Annotated in this window: 11 protein-coding genes; 3 read left to right on the forward strand and 8 right to left on the reverse strand. The window is 35.5% G+C overall.

The annotated features are described in order from the left end of the window. Nucleotides 1–52: 52 nt before the first annotated feature. Nucleotides 53–1,438, forward strand: coding sequence for a phosphoglucosamine mutase (gene glmM / locus QW060_RS04715; RefSeq protein ID WP_290362500.1), 1,386 nt, complete (start codon nt 53–55; stop codon nt 1,436–1,438). A gap of 12 nt (nt 1,439–1,450) precedes the next feature. Here the strand turns inward: glmM and QW060_RS04720 are convergent, their stop codons facing one another. After that, nucleotides 1,451–2,338: a lysophospholipid acyltransferase family protein gene (locus QW060_RS04720; protein WP_290362501.1), complete on the reverse strand. Its 888-nt coding sequence runs from the start codon at nt 2,336–2,338 to the stop codon at nt 1,451–1,453. Nucleotides 2,339–2,426: 88 nt separating this feature from the next. Here QW060_RS04720 and QW060_RS04725 point away from each other — a divergent pair, with 88 nt between their 5' ends. Together QW060_RS04725 and QW060_RS04730 are read left to right on the forward strand one after the other, a co-directional pair. Next, nucleotides 2,427–3,062: a rhomboid family intramembrane serine protease gene (locus QW060_RS04725; RefSeq protein ID WP_290362502.1), complete on the forward strand. Its 636-nt coding sequence runs from the start codon at nt 2,427–2,429 to the stop codon at nt 3,060–3,062. A gap of 128 nt (nt 3,063–3,190) precedes the next feature. Beyond that, nucleotides 3,191–6,121, forward strand: a complete 2,931-nt coding sequence (locus QW060_RS04730; protein ID WP_290362503.1) for a DUF7507 domain-containing protein — start codon at nt 3,191–3,193, stop codon at nt 6,119–6,121. A gap of 112 nt (nt 6,122–6,233) precedes the next feature. Here the strand turns inward: QW060_RS04730 and QW060_RS04735 are convergent, their stop codons facing one another. The 7 genes from QW060_RS04735 to QW060_RS04765 form a co-directional block, all read right to left on the reverse strand. Beyond that, entirely contained in the window at nt 6,234–7,916 is a 1,683-nt protein-coding gene (locus QW060_RS04735; RefSeq protein ID WP_290362504.1) for a sodium:solute symporter, read from the reverse strand. Between the two features lie 104 nt (nt 7,917–8,020). Continuing rightward, entirely contained in the window at nt 8,021–10,501 is a 2,481-nt protein-coding gene (locus QW060_RS04740) for a PIG-L family deacetylase (protein WP_290362505.1), read from the reverse strand. A gap of 10 nt (nt 10,502–10,511) precedes the next feature. Further along, entirely contained in the window at nt 10,512–11,021 is a 510-nt protein-coding gene (locus tag QW060_RS04745; protein ID WP_290362506.1) for a mechanosensitive ion channel domain-containing protein, read from the reverse strand. Nucleotides 11,022–11,032: 11 nt separating this feature from the next. Further along, entirely contained in the window at nt 11,033–11,620 is a 588-nt protein-coding gene (locus QW060_RS04750; RefSeq protein ID WP_290362507.1) for a Maf-like protein, read from the reverse strand. Between the two features lie 2 nt (nt 11,621–11,622). Continuing rightward, nucleotides 11,623–12,522 (reverse strand): UbiA prenyltransferase family protein, encoded by a 900-nt coding sequence (locus QW060_RS04755; protein WP_290362508.1) that lies wholly within the window; start codon nt 12,520–12,522, stop codon nt 11,623–11,625. Nucleotides 12,523–12,538: 16 nt separating this feature from the next. After that, entirely contained in the window at nt 12,539–13,066 is a 528-nt protein-coding gene (locus QW060_RS04760; RefSeq protein WP_290362509.1) for a KdsC family phosphatase, read from the reverse strand. Beyond that, entirely contained in the window at nt 13,059–13,820 is a 762-nt protein-coding gene (locus QW060_RS04765; protein ID WP_290362510.1) for a Rossmann-like and DUF2520 domain-containing protein, read from the reverse strand. The genes QW060_RS04760 and QW060_RS04765 overlap by 8 nt, the downstream gene beginning before the upstream one ends. Nucleotides 13,821–13,837: the final 17 nt, after the last annotated feature.

The following is a 13,837-nucleotide window of genomic DNA, read 5'->3' on the forward strand; positions in this document are numbered from 1 at the left end:
ACTGTTTAATTAAACGAAGGTTTGATATATTTGCATATAACCTAAAAATAATATGACGTTAATAAAATCTATATCAGGAATAAGAGGAACGATTGGCGGGCAGACCGGAGATAATCTTACACCGGTTGATGCCGTGAAATTTGCATCGGCATACGGAACTTTTTTAAAACAACAGTTTACTAAAGATCGCCTAAAAGTAGTGATTGGAAGAGATGCCCGTATTTCAGGGCCTATGATACATAATCTGGTTGTCAATACCCTTATCGGATTGGGAATTGATGTATTGGATCTTGGATTGTCAACAACTCCTACAGTTGAAGTAGCGGTTGCTATGGAAAAAGCTGATGGCGGTATTATTCTTACTGCTTCTCACAATCCAAAACAATGGAATGCTCTAAAGTTATTAAATGCAAAAGGGGAGTTTTTGAGCGGAGCTGACGGAGCTGAGATTTTAAAGATTGCTGAAGAGGAGTCTTTTGTTTTTGCTGAAGTGGATGATCTGGGAACCATTACGTACAATACGGATTATATGGACCGACACATTAATGAAGTTTTAAATTTAAAACTTGTAGATGTAGAATCGGTTAAGAAAAGAAACTTTAAAGTGGTTGTTGACGGTGTCAACTCCAGTGGTGGAATTGTTATTCCTTCGCTGTTGAAAAGAATGGGAGTAGAGGTAGTAGAGCTGTACTGTGAGCCAACAGGGCATTTTCCTCATAACCCGGAACCCTTGAAAGAGCATTTAAAGGATATCTGTGCGTTGGTTGTGAAAGAAAAAGCTGATTTTGGAATTGTTGTAGATCCGGATGTAGATCGTCTGGCTTTCATTTCTGAAGACGGAGAAATGTTTGGTGAAGAATATACGCTTGTGGCAGTTGCTGATTATGTATTAAGCAAAACACCCGGTAACACTGTTTCTAATATGTCTTCATCAAGAGCATTAAGAGATATTACTCAAAAATATAATGGGATATATGAAGCTTCTGCTGTTGGAGAAGTGAATGTGGTTGAGCTTATGAAAAAAAACAATGCTATCATTGGAGGGGAAGGTAACGGAGGAATTATTTATCCGGAAACGCATTATGGTAGAGATGCCCTTGTTGGAGTGGCGCTCTTTTTGACGCATCTGTCTCAGCAGGATCAGTCGGTTGCTTCTTTAAGAGCATCTTATCCGCAGTATTATATGAGTAAAAATAAGATTGAACTCACTCCTGAAATTGACGTTGATCTGATTTTAGAGAAAATGACAGCCCACTATGCGCAGGAAGAAATTTCAACTATTGATGGTGTTAAAATTGATTTTGCAGAAGAATGGGCACATTTAAGAAAATCTAATACGGAGCCGATCATACGGATATATACTGAGGCTAAATCTCAGAAAAAAGCAGATGATCTCGCGTTGCGGATTATAGAAGAAATAAAAGAAATTATTAAATAAAAAAAGAAGCGTTTAATCAAACGCTTCTTTTTTGTTTTGGTGTTTCCATCTTTTATGCGTCCAGAAATAATATTCGGGTTGCTCTTTAATCTGCGCTTCTACAAGATCTAAAAACGTCCGGGTAATTTTATACTTTTCTTCTCCTTTCGGATTATCTGTTATGGGAATGAAAGTTGCTTCATAATATCCTCTTTTAATCTTTTGTACTTTTATGTAAAGAATATTCAGATCGAGTTTTTTTGCTATGGCTTCAGCACCCATATGTACCGGAACCTCTACTCCCATAAAAGGTTCCCAATGAAGTCCTTTTCTTAAGTTTGGAGTCTGATCGCTAAGGAAAAGATAAGTACCCTGAAGACCCTTTCCCTGATTAGTTTTTATAGCAAGTGTTGTTTCGCGTGTACTGATTAAAGCTGCATCAAACCGGGCACGAATATCGTGTGTCAGTTTATCAAAATGTTTATTTGCCAGTTTTTTATAAATTCCAAATCCTTTGAAAGAAATGTATTTTCCTAAAATAACCATCCATTCCCAATTAGCATAATGTGGCAACATCAATACAATACTTTTCCCTTTTTTTTCAAATTCTTTTACCACCTCAATATTGGTGAATTTATAGCGCTTCTTAATTTCATTTTCAGAAATGGTCAGGGTTTTTACCATTTCAAGAAACATATCGCACATATGACTGTAGAATTTTTTTTCTATTTGTTTACGTTCTTTGTCTGTTAAGTAGGGTAATGCCAATGCCAGGTTATATCGAACAGCTTTTACACGGTATCTGATGATTCTGTAAAGGATAAAACAAATAATATCCGATAATAAATAGAGAATAGAGAAAGGCAGGATGGAGATCATCCATAAAAAAATATATACGAATACATAAGCTATATAACCCATTATTTTTTTATGCAAATATAATTTATTAAAGACTACCTATGGTAGTGCTTTGCAGGATATTTATTATATTGCTCATCAAAACTGAAAAATGAATTTACTGTTAATCGCTATTTTTGCAGCCGTAGGTATCGTAAGTTTTAAAGGCTTTAATGATCCTGCCTTTTTTGATAAATATAAATTCAACATTGCCCGTATTCAAAACGGAGAAAAATACCGGTTGTTGACTTCCGGATTTTTACATGCTGATATTGCACATTTATTTTTTAACCTCCTTACGCTTTACTTTTTTGCTCCTGTTGTCATCAATTATTTTGGTGACGGTATATTTATACTTATTTATATGGTGAGTTTACTTGCCGGAAATCTGTTTACACTCAAAATCCATGAGAGTCAACCATATTACTCCGCTATCGGTGCTTCCGGAGCCATTATGGGGGTTTTATATGCTGCTATTCTTATCAATCCGACAATGAGTTTATACCTGTTTTTTATTCCCATTCCGATTCCCGCTTATATTGTTGGAGTAGGCTATTTGTTGTATTCTATTTACGGAATGAAAAGACAAAATGATCTGATTGGACATACAGCCCATTTAGGAGGTGCTCTGGCAGGACTTTTTGTTACAATATTGTACGATTATCAATTAATTGTCGCGAATGTTATGATAACTTTATTATTATTCATTCCTATCATATTATTAATTGTAATGCTTAAAAAGCGATAAAAATTGATATATCCTCTTTGGTTTCTTGATGTTTTAATTTTTTTTTATTAAAATACGTATTTAGTTGTGGAATAATTTACTATTTTAGAACAAAATTTTATTTAACTATTATCAATAAAATAACACAAATGCTAAAAAAACTATTCTACCAACTATTTTGCTGTATTATTTTTCTTTTCTGTTACGCGGCAAGCGCACAATATACTACCAAGCATTATATTGCACCTGCTCCCTGGCAATACTGGAGTAATTCGAATGAAATTGTCATAGGAACGCTTAGTACCACTCCGGTACAGGTTACCTTAAGAAAAAGTGACGGAACACTGATTACAGATGCATTAACAGTGGTTGTGAATGCACCTATATCATATCGATTTGTAGGTTCTTCTTTTATTCAGAGAAATGAAGTCAATCAGTTGTATAATGACAGAGGGCTTATTGTGGAAGCAACAGCTCCTGTACTGGTAAATTTACGTAATATTGATTCGGACACGGGTGCGAATTCCGTTACTTATATCAAAGGAAATGCTTCTTTAGTGAGTTTTGGTGATGAAGGAAAAGGCTTGGAGTTCAGAGTAGGGTATTATAGAATCAGTACGATGGGATTAACCAATACGGCACCGGTTTATTCTGTTATGGCTACTGAAAATGGAACAACTGTAAATTTACCAGCTGGACCGGTAACTTTGAATGAAGGACAGAGCCGGTTGTTTTTTGCGAACATAGGTTATTTGGTTACTGCAGATAAACCAGTGGTGATGAATACCGGAAACTGGGGAGATACTCCGTGGACAGCGACTCCGCCTTCTAACGGTCAGGATGGTACTTTTGATCAGATAGCTCCTGTGCATGTTTTGGGAACTCAGTACCTTGTAGTAAGAGGTTCAGGAGATGTGACCACGGCTACACAACAAAGTCTAAATTATGGTGGTGAACAAACTACAATTGTTACCACAGAAGACAACACTTCTATTGTTATTACTAATTTTACACAAACAGGTGCTTTTGTAAATACTACAACTCAAGTGGTACCATTGGCAGGAGGAAATTATACTTTCTACCATGGAAATGCCATCAATCAATACTCTTCTTCATTGATTGTTTCTGACAAGAGGGTTATTGTTTATTCCGGAACTGCTGTAGGAGCCGAGACAGATATTTCTACTGTACTTCCGATCGGAGGTTGTTCGGGGATTACAAACATACAAACTAAAAAATTTATCAGTTACAACAATACCAACCTTCCGTATTTTGGTTTTACTGTAATTGAGCATCCGACAGAACCGGTTCTTCTAAACGGTGCCAATCTGGAAACTCTTACAGGAACACCACGTATTCAGTTAGGAACAACGCCTTTTTATATGCTAACGTTTCAAAATACCAATGTGGGCAATCCGGCTGATTTGATTCTTACTTCAGATATGCCTTTGACTACGAGTATTGTACAGTCTGGTGATGGTTTTTCAATGGCAGCTTTCTTTTCTGCATTTGGGCAGGCTGCAATTGCTCCCGTACTTGTTACAACAAATGATGATTGTACAGTGACCATTGAAGCAGAAAGCGGAGATGATATCTTAGAATATGAATGGTTTAAAGACGGGGTTTCAGTAGCTGTAACTGATGATAATGTTTATGAGGCTTTGGCATCAGGAAATTACACTGTGAGTATCCGTAAAAATTGCGGATGGTCTAATCAGTCATTACCGACTTTTGTTGAAGTAGAACCTTGTAGCGATCTTTCAATAGAAAAAACAATTAAAGATCAGACATTAAATCAGGTTACTTTTGTGATTACTGTTAAAAACAATGATTTGAATTTTACAGATAATGCTGTAGTAGTAAATGATGTATTGCCAAGCGGTTATACGTATGTAAGTTATACAGCTACTCAGGGAACTTATGATAATGTATCTGGAAACTGGTCTGTAGGAACGTTAGCTCCGGGTGATAGCGCAACGATAGAAATACTGGTAAATATCAATGAAAACGGTGTTTATTTAAATACAGCAAACGTAACCGGAGAAAATATCGATAAAAATCCTGATAATAATACTGATACCGCCATCATAGAGTTAGGCCGTCTCAAATTGACCAAAAGAGCTGAAAAACCAATATACTATCAAGTAGGGGACGTTATTAATTATGAATTGACTCTTACGAATACTGGTACAGCTGCCGTTCAGAACATCAATATTACAGATCCTAATGCTGATCCGGGTTCTATAATTCCTGATTATGTGGCTTTACTAATGCCTAATCAATCGATAACTGCTTCTGCAAAACATACTATTACAGTAACCGATTTTCTGGCAGGAGAGGTGAGTAATCAGGCTTTGGCGAATTCTTCAACTCCGGTAGGTGATGTAGGAACGGTTTCTGATGATCCTGACACTCCTTTTATAAATGACCCTACGATAGTAAAAATTGAGAGAACAGCTGATCTGGATGGAAATAAGGATGATGGTGTTTTGTATTATGAAAATGAAAAAGATTTAAATTATGTGATTGTTGTTAAGAACAACGGACCAAGTTCTGCTGTTGATGTGGTAGTGAGCGATCCAATGCCGGCAGGAATTACTGAAATGAGTTGGCAAAGTAGCAGAAGTACCAGCGGCACTGGTAATCTGTATGATGTGATCCCAATTATGAAAGTTGGAGAAACGGTTACCTATAATGTAAAATTAACCGTTCCAAAATCTTTTAAAGGGGATTTGGTCAATATTGTTGACATCAGTTCAGAATCTAATGAAGATCCAGTACCAAACTGTACTGCTTGTGTGGATATTGACCGACAAACCGTAGTAATACCAAAAGGAATTTCTCCTAATGGCGATGGTCTGAATGATTTCCTTGACTTAAAAGCGTTCCACGTAGCCAAAATAACGATTCACAACCGATACGGAAAAGAAGTATATTCCCGTTCTCCATATAGCCAGGAATGGAATGGTCAGAATAGTAATGGAGATCCATTACCTGACGGAACTTATTTCTACCATATCATTGTAGACGGAGGATTTATTTATACCGGATATATTCAACTGACACGAGAAGTGAAATAATATAAATAAGTTATTAAAAAAGCCCCTGAGAATAATTTCAGGGGCTTTTTTATATGTTTTTATTGATAAACAATTAAAGAAAAAGATGCATATAGCTTTTTATGGATTACCATTACTTTTTCAGTTTATTGATCATGAACTGAAAGACAACAGAAAGAATAATTACAAGTAAGGTACCGATCAGATTGAGCCATAAATAGCTCACTACGTTTAAAAAGTAAATAACGATAACCGTTAGCTGTGTAATCACACCCGCCCAAAATGTTGCCTGAGCTTTGCTGTATTTTATAAAAAAAGCAATAAGAAAAAGACCTAAAACAGTACCGTAAAATATGGAACCTATAATGTTAACCAATTGGATGAGGTTGTCAAATAAGCTGATGAAGCAAGCTGTGACAATACAGACAATCCCCCAAAAGATTACCAGTAATTTGGTTACTTTTAAATAGTGTGCTTCTGATTTGTTTTTAAAATTAGCTTTATATAAATCAATGGCAGAAGTTGAAGCTACAGCATATAAACCTGATGCTGATGAAGACATGGCTGCTGAAAATATAACGGCTAAAAGCAAACCGATCAATCCCTGTGGAAGGTAGTTTAGTATGAAATAAATAAAAACATAATCTTTATCGTTGGTTTCCGCTCCTTTCTGAGATTTTGAAATCAGCGTGCGTGCCTCTTTTCTTAACTCCTTTTCATGTTCATTGATAGAGACCATTTTTTCTTCTAAAATAGGATTGTTATATCCAAGATTGAGTTGCCCCGTATAGAGCAGTGTTATTTCCTCTTTTTCTGCAAATAGCTGATCCATTTCGGTTTCTAATTTTTCATAGTCTTGTTTGTAGGCACTGTGTTTGACATTTTGAACATTGATTGGATTGAAGTGGAGCGGAGCCTTATTGAATTGGAAAAATATAAAAACCATGACACCTACCAAGAGGATGAAGAATTGCATGGGTACTTTCAGAAGTCCGTTCATAATCATTCCCATCTGTGTTTCTTTTACTGATTTTCCTGATAAATAACGACCTACCTGTGATTGATCGGTACCGAAATAGGCAAGCATCAGAAAGAATCCTCCTGTAAGACCATTCCATATAGTATAACGTTCGGCAGGATCAAATGAAAAATTCAACAAATTCATTTTTCCGTTGGCTGCGGCTACTCCCAAAGCATTATTGAACGTCATTTCCGTTGGAAAACGGTATAAAATAAGAAAAAAGGTTAAAAACATTCCCAGCATAATGATGAAAGCCTGCTGTTTTTGTGTGATATTAAGAGCCTTTGTTCCACCGAAATAGGTGTAAAAAATAATGGTTATCCCAATTGAAATGGTTATAAAGGTTAAATTCCAGTTCAGAATTGACGATAAGATGATGGCCGGGGCATATATTGTTAATCCTGTTCCTACACTTCTTTGAATAAGGAAAATAACAGAGGCCAAGGTTCTCGTTTTTAAATCAAAACGGGACTCCAGAAATTCATATGCAGTATATACTTTCAATCTGTGATAGACGGGAATAAAAGCAATACAGATGACTACCATTGCTATTGGAAGTCCGAAATAGAATTGAACGAATCCCATTCCATCATGGTAAGCCTGTCCCGGAGTAGATAAAAAAGTAATGGCACTTGCCTGAGTAGCCATAACAGATAAGCCCACTGTCCACCAGTTGGTCTGCTGGTTGGCAAGAATATATTCTTCTACATTTTTACTCCCTCTTGTTTTTATTGTTCCATAGATGACTATAAACAATATTGTACAACCTAAAATGATCCAATCGATAAGTCCCATACTATGATGCGTATAATTGCATTAAAAAATAAAAGAACACGATATAAAATACATTTACGAGCAATACAATGCTATAGCTTTTACGCCATTGATATTTTTTGAGATTATTTTTCATCCTTATTTAACGCAATTAGATTAGCTAATATTTTATAGGCTCCGGGTACTCCTTCCGGTATTTGTCTGAAAAGGCTTAAACCTGTGTAGGTATAGTATCCTTTTCCATATTTTGCGATCAGAAGCCCACCATTCGTAGTAGGCTCATCAAAATCATGTGATTCAAAGACCGGTACAAAATGGTTACGGTCAAAATCATTTGCATAATACAATCCCTGTTCCTGAATCCAGCCTTTAAAATCTTCTTTACTGATTTCATTGGGATAATGCAATACTTTATGATCGGGTTTCAGAAAATGTATTTCTGCGTCTTCATCCGTGATACGGTCTTTGGAAAGTATCAGTTTATACGGTGCAATTTCATCTGTTACCAAACTGTGATTGGTATTGTATTGTACAATAACATTTCCTCCGTTTTCAGCATATTGAAATAATTCCTTGTTTTTAAATTTTAATTCATTCAAGGTATTAAAAGCTCTGATCCCCAGTAGTACAGCATCATATCCGGCTAAGTTTTTAGCGGTAATTTCAGAAATGTTTAGTAATGTTACTTCGTATCCCAGATTGACTAAACCTTCCGGTATTTTATCTCCGGCTCCCATTATATAACCTACTTTTTTTCCTTTTGTTGCTACTTTGATATTTTTGACGACTGTTTTAGCTTGTGATAAAATGACCTGAGTAGGGATATGATTATGAGCTACAAGGGTTACCTCTTCAGTAAAAGTATCTGTTTCCGTTCTGAAAATCAACTTCAGAGGGGTTTCAGAATTTTGTTCTGATGGTTTAATTTTAAAGCTGACTCTCTCCGTCTTCAAAGCTTCCGGGATATGAACCGGTATCGATTTTATTTTTCCGTCAGCAGCATTCTCATAGACAAGTTCCAAAGTTCCTTTTATATTTTTACGAAATGATTTGAGTAGAGCTGTAATCTCGATTTCATCCTTGTTTCTGGAGAGGTATATTTCTTTTTCAAAACGTAAAGATACATCAGGCAGTACCAACACATTGTCATATATTTCTCCTTTAACTTCATCCTTATATTTATAAACCAAAGGATAGTTGTAGCTGAGAATAATATCTTTTACTTTAATCTGAAATGAAGCCGAGAGTTCGTTATGACTATCAAATTGGTTGTAAAAGGATTTTTTAGCATCAATAAGCCATTCAGCATTAGAATACGGTATAGTTGAAGGTATTTTCGTTGTAAAGTAATCTAACAGAAGCTGGTTTGGTAGCAGTGGAGTATGCATTTCTTTTTTAAAGCTGTTGTTTAAAATGCTTATTTCCTTAATTTCCATGGGATATTTACTTCTATTGATGACCTCATATTTGAAAACAGCATCAAAACCAGGAGTGATAATCTGGTCTTCACTTGAGATTTCTAAAAAAAGTCCTGCACAAAGTGCAATACATTTCTGTACTTCTGCCATCTTCTGCGTTTTCCACATGCTGTTATCCAATGCATTGATCATTTTATAGATTTCTACAAGGGCATCAATATTTTTAGAGGGGGCTTTAAAATTAAAGTTTGACAATAGCTGGGAAACTTTTTTACCAATTGGTTCTCCGTTTTTTACCCGCTTCCAGGTGATATCGATTCCTTCAAATAGATTTTGCTGATTTTGCAATTTAGGACCTTTTATCAGTTCAAGATATTCAATGTCTTCCCCTCTCGCAGACATATCTCCAAACCCCTGAGATTGATGCTGGCTTCTGCTCAGAGCGGCTATTTCCTGATTAGATCTTCCAAGATTAGGATAGTAAAAGCCTGTTTGTAATGGAATATAAGAAGATTTATCAGCTTTTTTGAATTGTTCCTTTCCTCCGAAAAACCACCAGGAGGCATTAAAAAAAAGTCGTTTAGGCTGCCAGAGTGAGAGTTTTTTCAGTTGATCCGGAAATACATTTTTATCGTTTGCTTTTTCGAAAATCTGTTCTGAAAGTTGTGCTGATGCTGTATGGTGCCCATGGGTAGTCCCTTCAGTTCTGTGGTCAAAACGATTAATAATAATATCCGGTTGCAATTTGCGAACCAGATAAATCATTTCTTCCGTAATTTGGTTTTTATTCCATTTTTCATAGGCTTCTTTAGGTAATTTTGAGAAACCAAAGTCATTGGCTGAGGAAAAATACTGTACCCCTCCATCTATTTTGCGTGCATTTAAAAGTTCCTGAGTACGTATTACACCTAAGACATTTCCCAGTTCATTGCTTATGAGGTTTTGACCACCGTTACCACGGGTAAGCGATAGATAGGCTGTTTCTGCTTTCACTTCATTTGACAGATACGTAATAAGTCTGGTGTTTTCGTCATCAGGATGTGCTGCAATATATAAAGCAGAAGCTAAAACATTTATTTTTTCTACTTCCTGGTATATTTCTGATGCGCTATACGTTTTGCTTTTTTGCGCCTGAATAAGGTTTGAAAAACAAATAAGGCAAAGTAGGGATAAAGAGATTTTGGGCATAGTACTGTTTTTATACTTCTTCAAGAATTACAATTGATTTCTGTAAAAACAAATTGTTTGGGAAAGATATTTTTTCTCCTTCTTCCGTGACGAGGATGGTGTGAAAAGCTTTTATATCAATTATTTCTGCTTCTGTCGGAAAATCTTTATCCTGTATTTTGATTCTGTCACCGATTTTGTAGGGAAAAGAAAAGAACATGATAATACCTGCGGTTATATTGCTGAGTATGGACCACTGAGCAAATAGCGCTACTCCGATAAATGCAAGTATTGAGGTCAGTGATGTCATTACACGACCTGTGTCTACACCCCATATAAGAAGGATTATAGTTCCAAAAATGATGTAAATAAGAATGTCAATATATTTGATAATCATATTTTTTCTCTTATCAGCTTTATGAGAAATATGAGAAAAACTATTTACAATCTTCTGCGCAATAAATTTTACCAGTGTGCCTAACAATATTGTAAGGACACTAAAAATAATCTGTTTGTAATAGTCTGAAAGATCAAAGTTCATTTCGTAAAACATTATTGAATAAAATCTGATAAATTTGTGTATAATTTTTCCATCGGCATTCCTACCACATTGGTATAAGAACCTTCAATTTTTTGAATTGCCACGAGACCAATCCACTCCTGTATGCCATAAGCTCCTGCTTTATCATAAGGTTTGTAGTTGTCAATATAATACGTGATTTCTTCATCGTTAAGGTTTGAGAAGGTAACCCGTGTAGTATCGTTGAAGATTTTGGTTTTTACCGCATCTTTAAGACATACCGAACTGATTACCAAATGGGTTTTCCCACTCAGACTTTTAAGCATTTCAAAAGCTTCTTCAAAGTTTTCAGGTTTTCCTAAAGCTTTGTCATCATTCCAGACAATTGTATCACAGGCTATAATAATTTCGTTTTTATGCAGTTCAGTGAAAAAATCGGCTTTCATTTTTGCAATGTGGTCCGTAATCGCTTCCTTTTGAAAACTGTCGGGATATGATTCGTCTACGTTTGAAGGTTTTACTTCAAACGCTATGTTTAAATCCGATAAGAACTGTTTTCGCCTTGGAGAATTAGAAGCTAATATGATTTTTTTGTGGACCAGTAATTCGTTTAATAACATTTCTATTTTAAATTAAACAATAAAACTACAATAGAAAATATCGTTAACCAAATTATTATTGTTAGAATATTATTCGTAAGACTGTAATCTTTTGCTGTTTTTGCATTCCACAGTTTTACGAGTAAAAAGAGGTATGGCAGTATGATTGCAATTGCTATATAGATGCTCAACAGCGGCAATTGCGGGTAATAGTATAAAGCAAAAGCGATGAGTAAAACCAATGGAATCAGACCTAATAAAGTAGTTCTTACAGAGCCTTTTTTACGTCCGTGCAGGGTGGCCAGTGTCTTCTTATTATTTCTAAGATCCAGATTCATAAATTTGAGATCCAGCAGAATGGTTTTGATAAAATAGAGAAAGAATAACAGTATGCCAAACCGTGTTGTAATTTCAAACAATAAATTATTTGTGTTTTCAGCACTTGTCTGCAACGGATTTAGGGTTGGCATGAGATCGGTAATAATTTCTATAAAACTGGCAAATGTAATCAGTAAGGAAAAAATGATGTTGTTCAGCAGAATGATTTTTCTCCATTGGGTAGTGTAGAGATAAATAATGGCTGCACCTCCCATAAAAAAGCCAAAGTAAGCAGTTTTATCTATAGCACTTGAAACAAAAAAGCTTATTCCTATTCCAAGGATGTTGACTCCAAGGTACAGATAATAAGCTTTATCTATGTTTTTGTGTATTTTTCGCCAAGGTTGTTCTTCCTGTATAATAATTCCATACAAGATCAAACCTCCTGAAGCGATGAATCCGATAGAAAGTAAATAAAGTAAAAATTGAACATCTGTCAGAGCAATTTCACTTGCTATTTGTTTAAACAGGCCAAATCTGAGTAAGAGTACCGTTACGACGATTTGTAGAACAATTTGTAGCTGGTCTTTTCTTAATACTTTCATATGTTTCGGTTTTATGTTAGTCAAACTTCGCGTCGAAATGTTCAAGCCATTTGCCCTGAACTTTCATCACTTGTTCTATAACATCTCTAACCGAGCCTTTACCACCGTTGATATGAGAAATATACTTACAGATTTTTTTAATTTCAGGGGAAGCGTCTTGCGGGCATGTAGGTAATCCTACTTCCTGCATTACCCAAAAATCGGGTATATCATCTCCCATGTATAAAACCTGATGCGGCGAAATGTTATAGATATCAATGTATTCTTTATAAACGTCTACTTTATTGTGCACTCCTAAATGAATGTCTGTAATTCCTAAATTTCTCAACCGGGTTCGTACTCCGTCATTATTTCCTCCTGAAATGATGCACACCTGGTATCCGTTTTCTACGGCTGCTTTCATGGCATAGCCATCTCTAATATTCATGTTTCTTAATAATTCTCCCGTTTCGGTTACATGAATAGTTCCGTCGGTAAGAACGCCATCAACATCAAAAATAAAAGTAGTGATGTCGTTCATTAATTCTTTATAGCTTTTAGACATTATAATTTTGAATAGATTCTGTGAGTGTTAAATATAAGTTTTTTAAGTCAATGTTTCCATCCAGAAAAGCCAGATGTTTTTCAATTGTTTTGCTGTCTTTTCTCACAGCAGGTCCTGTTTGTGCATCGATAGGCTTCACGCTTACTATTTTGTCAGCTGTTTCTTTAATCAAAGGTTGTAGAATCTGGAAAGGAATGTTATGTTCATCACAGATTTTATTTCCTAAGACATACATATGATTGACAAAATTATTGACAAAAACGGCAGATATATGAATGCTTTTACGCTGTACTGATGAAATCTGATAGACATGATCAGAAAACTGTTCAGCAATGTATTTAATGGTTTCAAAATCATCATCCGTATCAGCTTCCAAGCACATGGGAATTGTTTTAAAATCAACTTCCTTGTTTTTTGAAAACGTTTGTAACGGATAAAATACACCTCTTCTGTTTTTTGCATTCAGTACCTCTATTGGAGCTGTACCGGAAGTGTGAACTACCAATCGGTTTTCAAAAGGAAGCCGGTCAGAAAGTTCACCGATAGCATCATCAGAAACAGCGATAATATACAGATCAGCCTCTTGCAATTGATTCAAATCTGTTATGATCTTAGAAACATCTAATCCCGAAAGGATAATTTTTTCCGGGCTTCTGGCATAAATTTGTTGTAAATTTAAAGAATGGGAGTTTTGCACATATCGTATGAGGTGATGTGCTACATTTCCAGACCCTAAGATTGTAATATCTTTCATAAAGTCAAAATTACTTT

Source organism: Paenimyroides ceti (assembly GCF_030409925.1).